The following is a 15422-nucleotide window of genomic DNA, read 5'->3' on the forward strand; positions in this document are numbered from 1 at the left end:
CGCTCAGGAGCGCGCCTTGCGGAAGGCCTCGGCCAGGGCGGTATTGGCCGCCGGCTCGGCCTTCTCCGGCTTCTTGCCCCGTTTCCCGCCTTTGCCGGCGCCCTTGCCCCGGCCCCCGCCGCCGCCCTTGCCGGCGGCACCCTTGCCCGCAGCGGCTTTGCGGCCGCCATCGGGCTGTTCGGCGTTGGGGTCGTCATCAAGGCGCATGGACAGGCCGATGCGCCGGCGCTCCAGGTCCACCTCCATGACCTTCACCTGGACCACATCGCCGGTGCGGACCTTGTCGCGCGGATCGCGGACGAACTCGTGGGCGAGCGCCGAGATGTGCACCAGCCCGTCCTGGTGGACGCCGATATCGACGAAGGCGCCGAAGTTGGCGACGTTGGTCACCGTGCCCTCGAGGACCATCCCCGGCTCCAGGTCGTCGATCTTCTCCACCCCCTCGCGGAAGGCCGCGGTGCGGAACTCCGGGCGCGGGTCGCGGCCGGGCTTGGCCAGCTCGCCGAGGATGTCGCGGACCGTCGGCTCGCCGAAGCGCTCGTCGGTGTAGGCCTTCGGATCGAGGGTGGTCAGAAAGCCCTCATCGCCGATCAGATCGCCCACGCTGCGGCCCGTCTCGGCGCAGATCCGCTCCACCACCGGGTAGGCCTCGGGGTGGACGGCGGAGGCGTCCAGCGGGTTGTCCCCCTGGGGGATGCGCAGGAAGCCGGCGGCCTGCTCGAAAGCCTTCGGACCGAGCCGGGGCACCTCCTGCAGGTCCTTGCGGGTGCGGAAGCGGCCGTTGTCGAAGCGGTGCTGGACGATCTTCTCGGCCAGGCCCGGACCCAGGCCGGAGACGCGGGCGAGCAGCGGCGCCGAAGCGGTATTGGCGTCCACGCCGACGGCGTTGACGCAGTCCTCGACCACCGCATCGAGCTTGCGCCCGAGGTGGCTCTGGTTGACGTCGTGCTGGTACTGGCCGACGCCGATGGACTTGGGCTCGATCTTCACCAGCTCGGCCAGGGGGTCCTGCAGGCGCCGGGCGATGGAGACCGCGCCGCGCAGCGAGACGTCCAGATCCGGCAGTTCCCGCGAGGCGTTCTCCGAGGCGGAGTAGACCGAGGCGCCGGCCTCGGAGACCACCACCTTGTGCAGGCCCAGCTCCGGGTGGCGCTTGATCAGCTCGCCGACCAGGGCGTCGGTCTCGCGGGAGGCGGTGCCGTTGCCGATGGCCACCAGCCCCACCTGGTGCTTGCGGGCGAGTTCGGCCAGGGTCTTCAGCGAGCCCTCGGGGTCCTTGTTGCGGCTGGTGAAGGGGTGGATGGTGGCGGTTTCGACCACGGCGCCGGTGGCGTCGATGACCGCTACCTTGACCCCGGTGCGCAGCCCCGGGTCGAGGCCGATGGTCGGGCGCGGGCCCGCCGGTGCGGCCAGCAGCAGGTCCTCCAAGTTGGCGCCGAAGACTCGGATCGCCTCCTCCTCGGACTGCTCGCGCAGCTGGCGCTTGAGCGCCAGGTCCAGGTGGGTGGAGAGCTTCGCCCGCCAGGCCAGGCGCACGGTGCGCGCCAGCCAGGCGTCGGCCGGCCGACCCCGGTCGGCGATGCCGAAACGCCGGGCGATGGCGGCCTCGCCGACGCTCGGCTCGTCGCTCTCGCCGCGCGCCTCGGCGTCGGACCAGGCGATCTCCAGCCGCAGGATCTCCTCACTCTGCCCGCGCAGCATGGCCAGGGCGCGGTGGGAGGGGATCTTGCGCAGCGGTTCGGCGTGCTCGAAGTAGTCCCGGAAGCGGGCGCCGTCCTTCTCCTTGCCCGCGGCCACGCGGCTGAGCAGGTAGCCCTTGCGCCAGCCGTAGTCGCGCAGCTCCTCGAGCAGATCGGCGTCCTCGGCGAAGCGCTCCATGAGGATCTGCCGGGCGCCGTCGAGGGCAGCGTCGACATCGGCCACGGCCGGGGTCTCCTGCCCCTCCTCGGCGGGGCCGGTGACGTAGGGGGCCGCCGCCTCCTCGGGGACGAGGGACGGATCGGCCAGCAGGCTGTCGGCTAGCGGCTCCAGCCCGGCCTCGCGGGCGATCTGCGCCTTGGTGCGGCGCTTCTTCTGGTAGGGGCGGTAGAGGTCCTCGACGCGGGTCTTCGTCTCGGCGGCGCGGATCGCCTCGGCCAGCTCGTCGGTGAGCTTGCCCTGCTCGTCGATGGCCTTGAGCACCGTCTCCTTGCGCTCGTCGAGCTCCCGCAGGTAGGTCAGCCGCTCCTCGAGCGAACGCAGCTGGCTGTCGTCGAGGCCGCCGGTGACCTCTTTGCGGTAGCGGGCAATGAAGGGGACGGTGGCGCCCCCGTCGAGCAGCTCGATGGCGGCCTCGACTTGCCGGTTGCCCACGCCCAGCTCCTGGGCGATGCGCTGCGGGATCGACTCACTGACCATCTCTCGTGAAACCTCGGTGCCGTGGAAAAGGCGCCATGATAACCGAGCCGCCGCCGGCTGCCAGCGACGCGCGCCGCTGTGCCCCGGCCGATTGACAGCCGGCGGCGGGCTGGCACGATAAGCAGGAGACAACGCGTTCAGGGAGGAGCGCGCATGCACCAGGAGGTGAGCCGGCAGGAGCGGTGCGTCCGCTTCTGCCTGACCACGCACGGCAACCACCCGTGGCTGGCCCGGCCCGAGGCCGTGCAACGGCTGCGCACCGCCTTCCGCCAGGTGGCCCGGCGCCGTCCGCTGACCTGGGACGCCGCCGTCGTCCTGCCCGACGCCGTCCACGGCCTGTGGCGCCTGCCCCGGGATGACCCGGACCCGCGGCCCCGCTGGCAGGCGGCCAAGGCCCACTGCACCCGCCACCTGCGCAACTGGCCGGGGCTGCCCCGCGGGCGGCTTTGGCAGCCCGGTGTGCACTGGTGGGAGGTGGAGCCGGACCGGTGGCGCGAGGCCCTCGACGAGATCCACTGGGAGCCGGTGCGCCGCGGGCTCGCCGGCCGTCCCGAGGGGTGGCGCTACAGCTCCTTTCGCCGCTGCCAGGCCGCCGGGCTTTACCCGGTCGGTTGGTCGGGGCCGTCGGGGGCGGTGTGACTGGGCTCCTCGCCGGCGAGGTTCTGCATCACCCCGCGCAGGTAGCGCGGATTGACCAGCTTGATGCCGATCCGCTCGGCGAACTTGCGCATCCCCTCGTCGGCGGAGACCAGGGTGGCGTCCAGCTCGTAGGCGAGCAGCACCACGTCGATGTCCTCCCGCGAGTCGAGGATCCCGCGGCGCATAGCCTCGCGGTAGCGCTCGCGCAGCTGGGTGATCAGCTCCGGCGGCAGCGATTCCGCTTGGCCGGCCTGCCGGGCGTGCTCCTCGGCGATGCGCAGGCCCCGCTGGATGCGCGTGCGCACCTCCTCGATGAACTCGTAGAGCACTTCCGAGGGGATGGTCATCGAGAAACGCCGGGGCGAGCGGATGTGCACCTCGGTCTCGAACTCGGCGCCGATCATGTCCATCGAGCGCAGGTTGCACAGCTCCTGATAGACCGGCCCCGGCATGTAGAACTCGGCGTCGGCGCGCCGGGCGAGCCCGAGGAAGACCGAGATGGCCTGCATCGGCTCCTCATCGAAGCGCAGGTAGACGTCGGGGTTGGTGAAGACGCTGGTATCGAGCACGAATCGGCGCATGGTTCCGGGCCCGTCGTGGCGAGGTTTCACCCGGCACGTTACAACCTGCGCGGCGTCCTGGCCATCGGCCCCGGGCTGCGTGATCCGCCGCCTGACCGCCGGCGGCACGGACTGATCCGTTCAAACGCACTTTTTCCGGACTCACAGGGAGGTGAGCCATGCAATCGCGTATCCAGCGGCGCCGGCTCTGCGCCGCCTTCACCCTCATCGAGCTGATGATCGTGGTGGCGATCATCGCCATGCTGGCCGCCATCGCGGTCCCGCAGTACCAGAACTACGTCGCCCGCACCCAGTTCGCCGAGGCCCTGACCCTCTTCTCCGGTGTGCGTACGGCGGTGGACTCCGAGGTCCATCTGCGTGGCCCCGACGGGCTGGACGCCGAACGCATCGAGGAGCTGTTGGGGGCCGATGGTGGCGACTACGTCAATGCCATCGACGTCTCCGCCGGCGGGGACACGGTGGATGTGTCCATGCAGTTCGCCGACGAGGGGGTCAACACCGAACTGGCCGGCGAGTCGGTGACCTTCACTGGCCAGGAGGACGATCAGGGCGCCTGGGGGTGGGATTGCGATCCAGGCGAACTGGCGGACGTGGCCACCGGCCTGTGTGCCGAGTGACCGGCGCCGCCCGAGCCGGCCCGGCCTTCGCCGGCCGGGCCGGGGGATCAGGCCGCCCCGGCCTGCCCGTCGCGCTACCCCCGCCGGTCGCGGCCGGAACTGGCCGACGGGTGGTCATCCCGTCCCAGCCGACGGTGCTCCGGCGAGCAGTAGTAGGCGCCGTCGCGGGGATAGGCGGTCGAGCGCGGCAGGAAGACGCCGCATCGGGCGCAGCGCACCATCTCCTCGGTGCGCCCGCCGTCGCCGCCGCCCTGGTTGCGCTGTCCCTCGCCATCATCGCGCAGGCGTTTCTGAAGCAGGCTGCGCGCACCGATCCAGGCGAGGATGAGCAGGATGACAAGAAGGATCTGGCCTAGCATGCACGTGCTTTTCCGTGATTACCTTGAGCCCTCGGGCGCAGAGGCCCGGGCGCGCGGCCAACCAAGTTGGCACGGCCGGACGGTTTTGAAAAGCGCGGGTCGCTGAACCACTATAATCGACCGCCCGGCGACCGCGACCCCATGGGAGGAGCTGTTCAATGAATCTGCACGAGTTCCAGGCCAAGCACCTCTTCACCGAGGCGGGGATCGCCATCCCCCGCGGGTATGTGGCGCGCTCCAGCGCCGAGGCCCGCGCCGCCGCCGAGCGCCTCGGTGGCTCGGCCTGGGTGGTCAAGGCCCAGGTCCACGCCGGCGGACGGGGCAAGGCCGGAGGGGTCCGGGTGCTCCGGAAGACCGACGAGATCGAGCGCTACGCGGACTCACTGCTCGGCGAGCGCCTGGTGACCCACCAGACCGACGATCGCGGTCAGCCGATCCACGCCCTGCTGGTCGAGGAGGGGCTGGAGATCGCCCGTGAGCTCTACCTCGGCGCCCTGATCGATCGGTCCAGCCAGCGCGTGGTCTTCATGGCCTCGGCCGCCGGCGGTATGGACATCGAGGAGGTGGCGGCCAGCGAGCCCGAGCGCATCCACACCGTGCGGGTCCACCCGGCCGCCGGGCTGCAGCCGTACCAGTGCCGGCAGCTGGGTTTCGCCCTCGGCCTGGACAAGGCGCAGGTGGGGGAGCTGACGCGGATGATGCAGGGGGTCTACCGTCTGTTCCTGGAGCGGGACCTGTCGCTGGTCGAGATCAACCCGCTGATCGTCACCGGCGAGGGGCGGCTGCTGGCCCTGGATGCCAAGGTGACCGTCGACGACAATGCCGTGGAGATCGGCCGGCAGTCGCAGATTCAGGACATGCGCGATCTGACCCAAGAGGACGAGACCGAGGTCCGGGCCGCCGAGCACAGCCTCAACTACATCACCCTGGACGGCAACATCGGCTGCATGGTTAACGGCGCGGGCCTGGCCATGGCCACCATGGACGTGATCAAGCTCCACGGCGGCTCGCCGGCCAACTTCCTCGACGTCGGCGGTGGCACCAACGCCGATCGGGTGGCCGAGGCCTTCAAGATCATCCTCTCCAGCCCCTCGGTGGAGGGGATCCTGGTGAACATCTTCGGCGGGATCGTGCGTTGCGACATGATCGCCGAGGGCATCGTGGCCGCCGTCCACGACGTCGGGGTCGACGTCCCAGTGGTCGTCCGGCTCGAGGGCACCAACGTCGAGCAGGGCAAGCAGATCCTCGCCGACAGCGGGCTCGACCTCATCCCCGCCGACGACCTGGCAGACGCCGCCGCCAAGATCGTCGACATCGCCGGTGACGCGGCCTGATCCCCAGGTCAAGAGAGGAGCAGAACATGAGCATTCTCGTCGATCAGAGCACCCGGGTGCTCGTCCAGGGGTTCACCGGCAAGCAGGGGACCTTCCACGCCGAGCAGGCCATCGCCTACGGCACCCAGGTGGTCGGCGGCGTGACCCCGGGGCGCGGCGGCGGCACACACCTGGACCGCCCGCTGTTCGATACGGTCCGCGAGGCGGTGGCCGAGACCGGCGCCGACGCCTCGGTCATCTACGTCCCGGCGCCCTTCGCCGCCGATGCCATCCTTGAGGCCGCCGACGCCGGCATCCGGGTGATCGCCTGCATCACCGAGGGCATCCCGGTGCTCGACATGCTGCACGTCAAGGAGGCCCTGCGGGGCGAGGACGTGGCCCTGATCGGGCCCAACTGTCCCGGGATCATCACCCCGGACCAGTGCAAGATCGGCATCATGCCCGGGCACATCCACCTGCCCGGGCGAATCGGCATCGTCTCCCGCTCCGGGACCCTGACCTACGAGGCGGTCAAGCAGACCTCGGACACCGGGCAGGGGCAGTCGACCTGTGTCGGTATCGGTGGCGACCCGATCCAGGGGTGGTCTTTCGTCGACTGCCTGGCGCAGTTCGAGGCTGACCCGGCCACCGACGGCGTGGTCATGGTCGGCGAGATCGGCGGCAGCGCCGAGGAGGAGGCGGCGACGTTCATTCGTGACCACATGAGCAAGCCGGTGGTCGCCTACATCGCCGGGGTGACTGCGCCGCCGGGTAAGCGCATGGGTCACGCCGGGGCGATCATCTCCGGCGGCAAGGGGACGGCGGACGACAAGTTCGCGGCCCTCGAGGCCGCCGGCGTGGCCACGGTGCGCTCGCCGACGGAGATCGGCGAACGCATTCGGCAGCTGACGGCAGGCTGAGGCGCACCGTGCGTATCGTTACCGCCCAGCTGGCCTTCCCCGTCGGCGCCATCGACGCCAATGCCGCGCGCATCATCGACGCCATCGGCCGGGCGCGGGATGAGTTCGGCGCCGATCTGGTGGTCTTCCCCGAGCTGGCGGTGACCGGCTACCCGCCCGACGACCTGCTGCTGCGCAGCGACTTCCATGCCGCCGTCGAGCGGGCGCTCGGCCGGATCGCTGCGGCGTGCACCGGGATTACCGCGGTGGTGGGGACGCCGCTCCACCGCCACGGCGTGGTGCGCAACGCCGCCGTGGTCCTCGCCGACGGCGCCGAGGCCGAAGTGGCCTACAAACGCTGCCTGCCGAGCTACAGCGTCTTCGACGACAACCGCCACTTCCGCGCCGGAAACGCCCCCTGCCTGGTCGAGGTCGCCGGCCGGCGCATCGGGGTCACCATCTGTGAGGACATCTGGGCGGCCACACCGGCCGCCGAGGCCGCCGGCGCCGGCGCCGAGCTGCTGATCAGCATCAACGCCTCGCCGTTCCACGACGGCAAGCAGGCCGAGCGCGAGGAGGTGGCGGCCCGCCGCGTGGCGGAGACCGGGATCCCGCTGCTCTACGCCAACCTGGTCGGTGGCCACGACGAGGTCGTCTACGATGGCAGCTCCTTCGCACTGGACGATACCGGTGCGGTCACTGCCCGGGCGCCGGCGTTCGCCGACGGGCTCCACCCCCTCGACTGGCAGGGCGGGGCGCTGCGCGGCGAATGCGCCGAGCGCACCACCGGGCCGCCGGCGATCTACCAGGCGCTGGTCCGGGCCACCGCCGACTATGTCCGTGGCAACGGCTTCTCCGGCGTGGTGCTCGGGCTCTCCGGCGGCATCGACTCGGCCCTGGTGGCTGCGGTGGCCGCCGACGCCTTGGGCGGGGAGCAGGTGCTGGCGGTGATGATGCCCACCCGCTACACCGCCGAGCGCAGCCTGGAAGACGCTCGCGCGGCAGCGCAGACGCTCGGACTGGACTACCGGAGCATCCCCATCGAGTCGCTCTTCGCCGAATACGAGCAGGCCCTGGCGCCGGCCTTCGCCGGGCGCCCGGCGGACGCCACCGAGGAGAACATCCAGGCGCGGATCCGCGGCAACTGCCTGATGGCGCTGTCCAACAAGCTCGGGCTCATGCTGCTGGCAGCCGGTAACAAGAGTGAGCTGGCCGTGGGGTATGCGACCCTGTACGGCGACATGTGCGGCGGTTTTGCCCCGCTCAAGGACGTCTACAAGACCGATGTCTACCGCCTGGCCGCCTACCGCAACAGCCTCGGGCCCACCGTGCCGCAGGCCATCATCGAGCGCGAGCCCACCGCCGAGCTGCGCGCCGATCAGCGTGACAGTGACAGCCTGCCGCCGTATCCGGTCCTCGATGCCGTGTTGCGCCAGTACCTGGAGGCCGACGCCGCCGAGCACGAGATCCGTGTCGATGGGCTGGACGAGGCGGAACTCTGCCGGGTCATCCGGCTGCTTTACCGCAACGAGTACAAGCGCCGCCAGGCGGCCCCCGGGGTGAAGGTGACCCGGCGCGCCTTCGGGCGTGACCGGCGTTACCCGATTACCTCGGGCTGGTCCGGTTGTCAGGGCTGTGGGGACTGGCCCACGCTATCCTGATAACTGAGTCCTGAATCTGGAAAATCAAACCGAACCGCGCCCCACCCCAAGGAGCTGCTCCCATGAAGAAAGTCGAGGCGATCATCAAACCCTTCAAGCTCGACGACGTCCGGGAGGCCCTCTCGGACATCGGGATCACGGGCATGACCGTCACCGAGGTCAAGGGGTTCGGCCGTCAGAAGGGGCACACCGAGCTGTATCGGGGCGCCGAGTACGTGGTCGACTTCCTGCCCAAGATGCGTCTCGAGGTCGTCGTGGCGGATGCCGATGTCGACCGCTGCGTCGAGGCTATTACCCAGGCGGCCCAGACCGGCAAGATCGGTGATGGCAAGATCTTCGTCACCAACGTCGAGCGGGTCATCCGCATCCGCACCGGCGAAGAGGACGAGAACGCCATCTAGTTCCCCGGGCGGGGGCCGCTGTGCGGCCTACCGCCCGCCGAACTCCGGGGCGGGAACCTCGTGGCGCTCGCGCCGTTCCCGCTCCACGTCCTCGTCCAGGGGGTCGAGGCCAAGGCTGCGGTAGGCCTCGGCGAGCATCCCCATGGCCTCGCCCACGGCCGGCGTGCCGGGGTAGCGGGCGATGATCGTCCGCGCCCGGTTGGCGGCGGCGATGTAGGCGCCCCGCTCCAGGTAGAACCGCCCGACGTGGAGTTCATGCTCGGCCAGTGCCGTGCGGATCTGCTCCATGCGCTCGGTGGCGTCATCGATATACTCGCTGTCCGGGTACTGCTCGGTCAGGTCGCGGAAGTCGGCGAAGGCGCGGCGCTTGGGCTCGGGATCGCGCAAGTTCGGGTCGACATTGAACAGATCGCCGAGGCCGCCGGGCCCCTGGGCCTGCCGTGCCACGCCGCTCATGTAAAGTGCATAGGCGACGTGCTCATTGCGCGGATGCATGCGCTGGAAGCGTTCCGCGGCGGCGATCGCCGACTCGTGCTGGCCAGCCAGGTAGTGGGCGTAGATGATCATCAGCTGGGACTGAACCGCGTGATCGCCGAAGGGGTAGCGCGCCACCAGGTTCTCGAAGCGCTCCACGGCCTGTGAGTAGTTCCCGGAACTCAGGCTGCTGCGGGCGTCGGCGTAGAGTTCCTCGACGCTGCGCTCGGCGGCCCCGTCGGGGTCGGTGCCGGCACAGCCGGCCAGAAAGAGTGCCACCAGGGCGATCGTGGCCCAGCGCTGGATGCGGTGCATGATTTCCGTGACTCCGCGGCCTGATGCAGGCCCGTCATTGTAGCGATAGCAAAGGCTCGTACTATACGTATGGAACGACCCCGTCACCAAGCCGACGTCCCCGAGGAACTGGCCGGGCAGCGTCTGGATCGGGCCCTGGCGGCCCTGTTTCCCGATTATTCACGCAGCCGCCTGCAGCAGTGGGTGAAGGCCGGCTGGATCACCGTCGACGGCGCCGTGCGCCGTCCCCGCGATCCGGTTTACGCCGGCGAGCGAATCCACGTCGATGCCGAGCCCGAGCCGGAGACCCCGCTGGCCCCGGAGCCCATCCCGCTGCGGCTGCTCTACGAGGACGGGGATCTGCTGGTCGTGGACAAGCCGGCGGGGCTGGTGGTTCATCCGGGGGCCGGCAATCCGGGCGGCACCCTGGTCAACGCGCTGCTCCACCACGATCCGGGGCTCGAAGCCCTGCCACGGGCCGGCATCGTGCACCGGCTGGACAAGGAGACCTCGGGGCTGCTCGTGGTGGCGCGGACCTACGCCGCCCACCATGCCCTGGTCGCGCAGCTGCAGGCGCGCACGGTGGGGCGCGGCTACCAGGCCGTGGTGGTCGGCCGCCCCACCGCCGGCGGGCGGGTGGACGCCCCCATCGCCCGCCACCCCCGGGACCGCAAACGCATGGCCGTGGTGGCCACCGGTCGCCCGGCGGTGACCCATTACCGGGTCGCGGAGCGCTTCAGCGCCCACACCCTGCTCGACGTGGAACTGGAGACCGGCCGCACCCACCAGATCCGCGTGCACCTGGCGCACGTCCGGCTGCCGCTGGTGGGTGATCCCGTCTACGGCCGTCGGCCGGTTTACCCGCGGGGCGCGAGCGACACCCTGCGCGCCGTCCTCGACGGCTTCCGCCGCCAGGCCCTGCACGCCCGCCATCTGCGCCTCGAGCACCCGCGCACCGGCGAGACCATGCACTGGGAGGCGCCGCCGCCGGAGGACTGGCACCACCTGCTGGAGGCCCTGCGCCATGGATGAGGTGGACGGTGGCCTGTTCTTCAAGCCCCGGTGGCCGGCGCCGGAGGGTGTGCGGGCCCTGAGCACGCTGCGCTGCGGCGGCTGCAGCGCCGCGCCGCGCGACAGCCTCAATCTGGCCGAGCATACCGGGGATGACCCGTCCGCCGTGGCCGCCAATCGGCATCTGCTGCGCACCCGCGCCGGTCTGCCCGCCGAGCCCGTGTGGCTGGAGCAGGTCCACGGCACCGAGGTGGTCGCCGCGCACCGGGTCGCCCCCGGCGCACGTGCCGACGCGGCCTGGACCGATCGCGCCGGCGTGGTTTGCGCCGTGCTCACCGCCGACTGCCTGCCGGTGCTCCTCGCCGCCGGGGACGGGCGGGCGGTGGCCGCCGCCCACGCCGGCTGGCGGGGCCTCGCCGCGGGCATCCTCGAGGCCGTGGTGGCGGCGCTGCCGGTGCCGGCCGGCGAACTCCACGCCTGGCTGGGGCCGGCCATCGGGCCCGACGCCTTCGAGGTAGGGCCGGAGGTGGCCGAGGCGCTGCGCGCACGGGATCCGGCTGCGGCCGAGGGGCTCACCCCCGCGGCCGGTGATCGCTGGTACGCTGACCTCTACAGCCTGGCTCGGAGTCGCCTGCGGCAGGCCGGGGTGACATCGGTCCACGGTGGCGGCTGGTGCACGCACACGGATCGGGCGCGTTTTTTCTCCCATCGCCGGGACGGATCCACCGGCCGGATGGCGAGCCTGATCTACCGAGAGGAGCCGTGAGCATGTCCGAGGAGCAGTACGCCGCCGGCCGCATCCTGGTGGTGGAGGACAGTCGCTCCGTGGCCGGCTGGTTGGCCGGGCGCATCGAGGACGCCCTGGGGCTGAAGGCGCTGGTCGCCGGCAGCCGCGCCGCCGCGCGGCAGCTGCTGGAGCATGACGGTGAACGGATCGTCGCCGCCGTGCTCGATCTCGACCTGCCGGATGCTCCGCGCGGCGAGGTGGTCGGGGACCTGGTGGAGCGCGACATCCCCTCCGTGGTTCTGACCGCCACCATCGAGGACGACCTGCGCGATCAGCTGGTGGGGGCCGGGGTGTGCGACTACATCCTCAAGGATGCCCCGGACGCGGTGGACTCGGTGCTGCGTACCCTGCAGCGCATCCACCGCAACCGGTCCATCGGCGTGCTGGTGGTCGACGACTCCCGCTCGGCCCGCGAGTACCTGGTGCACCTGCTCAGCCGCTGGGGGTTCCGCTGCTACCAGTCCGGCAATGGCCAAGAGGCGCTGGAACGGATCACCTCGGATGAGGACGCCACCATCCGCCTGGTGCTCTGCGACCAGAACATGCCGGGCATGGACGGCATCACCCTGATCCGCGAGCTGCGCCGCCGGCACGCGGCCCCGCGGCTGGGGATCATCGGTGTCTCCAGTCACGGCTCGGGGCTGCTCTCCGCGCGGCTGCTCAAGGCCGGGGCCGACGACTTCCTGACCCGCCCCTTCCTGGAGGAGGAGCTCAGCGTCCGCGTCAACCAGAACGTGGACCTGATGGAGCTGCTGCGCGAGGCCCGCGAAGGGGCCCGGCGCGACCCGCTGACCGGGTTGCACAATCGGCTCTACCTCGACGAGATCGCCGATCAGCTCGGCGAGACAGCGCGGCGGACGCGGCAGCCGCTGGCGGCGCTGGTGGTCGATCTGGATCACTTCAAGGCGATCAACGACCGCCTCGGCCACTTCGGCGGCGATACGGTGCTCCAGCGGGTGGCTGCGCAGCTGCGCGAGACCGTCCGCCGCGCCGACGTGCTCATCCGCTCCGGCGGCGAGGAGTTCTTCATTGTCACCGTGGGGATCGATGGTCCCGGTGCCTGGACCCTGGCCGAGCGTATCCGCAATGGCATCGAGACCCTGGAGCTGGTCTACGAAGGCGAGACCGTGGCCCTCAGCGCCAGCGTCGGCGTGGCCGTGCTCGACGGCGGCTCCGTCGAGGAGGTCCTGAAATCCGCCGATCTGGCCCTCTACGAGGCCAAGCGCCAGGGCCGCAACCGTGTCGCCGGCCTGCCCGCGCCGGATTGAAAACCCGTCGCCGCTGCCCCATCTATCCTGACAAGAAACCAGCCACCGCCGCAGCGCGGTGGAGCGGATTGTCGGCCCGTGATGCGGCCAAGGGGGTAGAGACATGCGGATGGACAAGCTGACCACCAAATTCCAGATGGCCATCGCCGAGGCGCAGAGCCTGGCGGTGGGGCGCGACCACCAGTTCATCGAATCGGTCCATCTGATGCTGGCCATGCTCGATCAGGAGGGCGGCGGCGTGCGTCCGCTGCTCCAGCAGGCCGGCGTCAACCTGAACAAGCTGCGCTCGCAGCTCGGCGAGGCTCTCGAGCAGATGCCGCAGGTCTCCGGCACCGGCGGCGAGGTGCACCTGTCCAACGAGCTGGGGCGGCTGCTCAATCTCACCGACAAGCTCGCACAGAAGCGCAAGGACCAGTACCTCTCCAGCGAGCTCTTCGTGCTCGCCGTGCTCGAGGATGGCAAGAGCCGGCTGGCGAAGATCCTCGAGCAGGCCGGTGCCGCGCGGGAGCCCCTTGAGCAGGCCATCGAGCAGGTGCGCGGCGGCCAGGCGGTGGATGATCCCAACGCCGAGGACCAGCGCCAGGCGCTGGAGAAGTACACCATCGACCTGACCGAGCGCGCCGAGCAGGGCAAGCTCGACCCGGTCATCGGCCGCGACGACGAGATCCGGCGCACGGTGCAGGTCCTCCAGCGCCGGACCAAGAACAACCCGGTGCTCATCGGTGAGCCGGGCACCGGCAAGACCGCCATCGTCGAGGGCTTGGCCCAGCGCATCGTCAACGCCGAGGTGCCCGAAGGGCTGAAGAACAAGCGCGTGCTCTCCCTCGACCTCGGTGCACTGCTCGCCGGGGCCAAGTACCGCGGCGACTTCGAGGAACGCCTCAAGTCCCTGCTCAAGGAGCTCGGTCAGCAGGAGGGGCAGGTCATCCTTTTCATCGACGAGCTCCACACCATCGTCGGCGCCGGCAAGGCCGAAGGCGCCATGGACGCCGGCAATATGCTCAAGCCGGCGCTCGCCCGGGGCGAGCTGCACTGCATCGGTGCCACCACCCTCAACGAATACCGCGAGAACATCGAGAAGGACGCCGCCCTGGAGCGCCGCTTCCAGACGGTCCAGGTGGATGAGCCGAGCGTCGAGGACACGGTGGCCATCCTGCGCGGGCTCAAGGAGCGCTACGAGGTCCACCACGGTGTCGAGATCACGGACCCGGCCATCGTCTCGGCGGCGACGCTCTCGCACCGCTACATCACGGATCGCAACCTGCCGGACAAGGCCATCGACCTGGTCGATGAGGCGGCGTCGCGGATCCGCATGGAGATCGACTCCAAGCCGGAGTCGATGGATCGCCTCGAGCGCCGGCTGATCCAGCTCAAGATCGAGCGCGAGGCGCTGCGCAACGAGGAGGACGACGCCTCCAGAAAGCGCCTGGCGACCCTCGAGGACGAGATCAACGAGCTGGAGCAGGAGTACGGGAACCTCGAGGAGATCTGGAACTCCGAGAAGGCCGCGGTCGAGGGCACGCAGTCGATCAAGGAGGAGCTTGAGCGCGCCCGCCAGGAGGTGGAGACCGCCCGTCGCGCCGGCGACCTGCAGCGCATGTCCGAGCTGCAGTACGGGCGCATCCCCGAGCTGGAGCGCCAGCTGGACATGGCCTCGCAGGCGGACATGTACGACATGAAGCTGCTGCGCAACCGGGTCAGCGACGAGGAGGTCGCCGAGGTGGTCTCCAAGTGGACCGGCATCCCGGTCTCGAAGATGCTCGAGGGCGAGCGGGACAAGCTCCTGCGCATGGAGCAGGCCCTGCACGAGCGGGTGGTCGGCCAGGATGAGGCCATCGCCGCGGTGGCCAACGCCATCCGCCGCTCCCGGGCCGGGCTGTCGGACCCGAACCGCCCCAATGGCTCGTTCCTCTTCCTGGGCCCCACCGGCGTGGGCAAGACCGAGCTGTGCAAGGCGCTCGCCGAGTTCCTGTTCGACACGGAAGAGGCCATGCTGCGCATCGACATGTCCGAGTTCATGGAGAAGCACTCCGTGGCGCGGCTGATCGGTGCGCCGCCGGGGTACGTCGGCTACGAAGAGGGCGGTTATCTCACCGAGCACGTGCGTCGCAAGCCGTACTCGGTGATCCTCCTCGACGAGGTCGAGAAGGCCCACGGTGACGTCTTCAACGTCCTGCTGCAGGTCCTCGATGACGGTCGGTTGACCGACAGCCACGGCCGCACCGTGGATTTCCGCAACACGGTCATCGTGATGACCTCGAACCTCGGCTCGGAGATCATCCAGAGCATGGCCGGGGAGGAGGAAGAGGACTACCAGCGGATGAAGAGCTCGGTGATGGACATCGTCGGGACCCACTTCCGTCCCGAGTTCATCAACCGTATCGACGAGGTGGTGGTCTTCCGGCCGCTGTCGCGGGAGCAGATCCGCGCCATCACGAGCATCCAGGTCCGCTACCTCAGCGAGCGGCTGGCCGAGCGAGACATGGCGCTCGAACTCAGCGAAGCGGCCCTGGACCGCATCGGCGAAGCGGGCTTCGACCCGGTCTACGGCGCCCGCCCGCTCAAGCGGGTCCTGCAGCACGAGGTCGAGAACCCGCTGGCCCGGGAGATGCTCGAGGGCAACTTCGGGCAGGGCGATCGCATCCGGGTCGATGTGCAAGACGGCGCGTTCCGCTTCGAGCGCGGCGAGCCGGTGGTCGAGGGCGAGGTGGTCTGAGCCCG

The 15422-nt window shown here is 70.3% G+C and carries 14 protein-coding genes; 10 read left to right on the forward strand and 4 right to left on the reverse strand.

Going from position 1 to position 15422, the window contains the following annotated elements; translation table 11 throughout:
• Positions 1-3 precede the first annotated feature (3 nt).
• Positions 4-2397 (reverse strand): Tex family protein, encoded by a 2394-nt coding sequence (locus LRA98_RS11075; protein ID WP_238633711.1) that lies wholly within the window; start codon positions 2395-2397, stop codon positions 4-6.
• A 153-nt stretch (positions 2398-2550) separates the two neighbouring features.
• Between LRA98_RS11075 and LRA98_RS11080 the strand changes: the two genes are divergently transcribed.
• Positions 2551-3036 (forward strand): REP-associated tyrosine transposase, encoded by a 486-nt coding sequence (locus tag LRA98_RS11080; RefSeq protein ID WP_201173099.1) that lies wholly within the window; start codon positions 2551-2553, stop codon positions 3034-3036.
• Here LRA98_RS11080 and LRA98_RS11085 read toward each other — a convergent pair.
• The gene (locus LRA98_RS11085; RefSeq protein WP_201173096.1) at positions 2997-3617 is read right to left on the reverse strand and encodes an RNA ligase partner protein; all 621 of its coding nucleotides are present in this window, start codon (positions 3615-3617) and stop codon (positions 2997-2999) included. The genes LRA98_RS11080 and LRA98_RS11085 overlap by 40 nt on opposite strands.
• 158 nt (positions 3618-3775) lie before the next feature.
• Between LRA98_RS11085 and LRA98_RS13070 the strand changes: the two genes are divergently transcribed.
• Positions 3776-4234: a pilin gene (locus tag LRA98_RS13070; RefSeq protein ID WP_274519954.1), complete on the forward strand. Its 459-nt coding sequence runs from the start codon at positions 3776-3778 to the stop codon at positions 4232-4234.
• Positions 4235-4308: 74 nt separating this feature from the next.
• Here the strand turns inward: LRA98_RS13070 and LRA98_RS11100 are convergent, their stop codons facing one another.
• The gene (locus LRA98_RS11100) at positions 4309-4593 is read right to left on the reverse strand and encodes a PP0621 family protein (protein WP_201242308.1); all 285 of its coding nucleotides are present in this window, start codon (positions 4591-4593) and stop codon (positions 4309-4311) included.
• Positions 4594-4751: 158 nt separating this feature from the next.
• Here LRA98_RS11100 and sucC point away from each other — a divergent pair, with 158 nt between their 5' ends.
• From sucC to glnB, 4 genes are all read left to right on the forward strand, one after another.
• On the forward strand, positions 4752-5927 hold the full coding sequence (gene sucC / locus LRA98_RS11105) for an ADP-forming succinate--CoA ligase subunit beta (RefSeq protein WP_238633710.1): 1176 nt from the start codon (positions 4752-4754) through the stop codon (positions 5925-5927).
• 26 nt (positions 5928-5953) lie between these two features.
• Positions 5954-6826: a succinate--CoA ligase subunit alpha gene (gene sucD / locus LRA98_RS11110; RefSeq protein ID WP_201173085.1), complete on the forward strand. Its 873-nt coding sequence runs from the start codon at positions 5954-5956 to the stop codon at positions 6824-6826.
• A gap of 8 nt (positions 6827-6834) precedes the next feature.
• Positions 6835-8466, forward strand: coding sequence for an NAD+ synthase (locus LRA98_RS11115; RefSeq protein WP_238633708.1), 1632 nt, complete (start codon positions 6835-6837; stop codon positions 8464-8466).
• 62 nt (positions 8467-8528) lie between these two features.
• A complete protein-coding gene (gene glnB / locus LRA98_RS11120; RefSeq protein ID WP_201173081.1) occupies positions 8529-8867 on the forward strand; it encodes a nitrogen regulatory protein P-II in 339 nt (112 codons plus the stop codon).
• Positions 8868-8894: 27 nt separating this feature from the next.
• Here the strand turns inward: glnB and LRA98_RS11125 are convergent, their stop codons facing one another.
• Positions 8895-9656, reverse strand: coding sequence for an outer membrane protein assembly factor BamD (locus LRA98_RS11125; RefSeq protein ID WP_201173069.1), 762 nt, complete (start codon positions 9654-9656; stop codon positions 8895-8897).
• 69 nt (positions 9657-9725) lie between these two features.
• Here LRA98_RS11125 and rluD point away from each other — a divergent pair, with 69 nt between their 5' ends.
• The 4 genes from rluD (at position 9726) to clpB (ending at position 15417) form a co-directional block, all read left to right on the forward strand.
• On the forward strand, positions 9726-10667 hold the full coding sequence (gene rluD, locus LRA98_RS11130) for a 23S rRNA pseudouridine(1911/1915/1917) synthase RluD (protein ID WP_201173067.1): 942 nt from the start codon (positions 9726-9728) through the stop codon (positions 10665-10667).
• Positions 10660-11412, forward strand: a complete 753-nt coding sequence (gene pgeF, locus LRA98_RS11135; protein ID WP_201173064.1) for a peptidoglycan editing factor PgeF — start codon at positions 10660-10662, stop codon at positions 11410-11412. Before rluD ends, pgeF begins: the two co-directional genes overlap by 8 nt.
• Before the next feature lie 2 nt (positions 11413-11414).
• Positions 11415-12701, forward strand: a complete 1287-nt coding sequence (locus LRA98_RS11140; RefSeq protein ID WP_201173061.1) for a diguanylate cyclase — start codon at positions 11415-11417, stop codon at positions 12699-12701.
• Between the two features lie 103 nt (positions 12702-12804).
• Positions 12805-15417 carry an ATP-dependent chaperone ClpB gene (clpB, locus tag LRA98_RS11145; RefSeq protein ID WP_238633707.1) on the forward strand — a complete coding sequence of 871 codons (2613 nt, stop codon included), beginning with the start codon at positions 12805-12807 and terminating at the stop codon, positions 15415-15417.
• Positions 15418-15422: the final 5 nt, after the last annotated feature.

It is taken from the genome of Halorhodospira sp. M38, assembly GCF_022227985.1.
GTDB classification, from domain to species: Bacteria; Pseudomonadota; Gammaproteobacteria; order Nitrococcales; family Halorhodospiraceae; genus Halorhodospira; species Halorhodospira halophila_A.

Coding starts and splice junctions, on each gene's coding strand:
- LRA98_RS11075 (WP_238633711.1), bottom strand. CDS start 2,397: ATGGTCAGTGAGTCGATCCCGCAGCGCATCGCCCAGGAGCTGGGCGTG.
- LRA98_RS11080 (WP_201173099.1), top strand. CDS start 2,551: ATGCACCAGGAGGTGAGCCGGCAGGAGCGGTGCGTCCGCTTCTGCCTG.
- LRA98_RS11085 (WP_201173096.1), bottom strand. CDS start 3,617: ATGCGCCGATTCGTGCTCGATACCAGCGTCTTCACCAACCCCGACGTC.
- LRA98_RS13070 (WP_274519954.1), top strand. CDS start 3,776: ATGCAATCGCGTATCCAGCGGCGCCGGCTCTGCGCCGCCTTCACCCTC.
- LRA98_RS11100 (WP_201242308.1), bottom strand. CDS start 4,593: ATGCTAGGCCAGATCCTTCTTGTCATCCTGCTCATCCTCGCCTGGATC.
- sucC (WP_238633710.1), top strand. CDS start 4,752: ATGAATCTGCACGAGTTCCAGGCCAAGCACCTCTTCACCGAGGCGGGG.
- sucD (WP_201173085.1), top strand. CDS start 5,954: ATGAGCATTCTCGTCGATCAGAGCACCCGGGTGCTCGTCCAGGGGTTC.
- glnB (WP_201173081.1), top strand. CDS start 8,529: ATGAAGAAAGTCGAGGCGATCATCAAACCCTTCAAGCTCGACGACGTC.
- LRA98_RS11125 (WP_201173069.1), bottom strand. CDS start 9,656: ATGCACCGCATCCAGCGCTGGGCCACGATCGCCCTGGTGGCACTCTTT.
- rluD (WP_201173067.1), top strand. CDS start 9,726: ATGGAACGACCCCGTCACCAAGCCGACGTCCCCGAGGAACTGGCCGGG.
- pgeF (WP_201173064.1), top strand. CDS start 10,660: ATGGATGAGGTGGACGGTGGCCTGTTCTTCAAGCCCCGGTGGCCGGCG.
- LRA98_RS11140 (WP_201173061.1), top strand. CDS start 11,415: ATGTCCGAGGAGCAGTACGCCGCCGGCCGCATCCTGGTGGTGGAGGAC.
- clpB (WP_238633707.1), top strand. CDS start 12,805: ATGCGGATGGACAAGCTGACCACCAAATTCCAGATGGCCATCGCCGAG.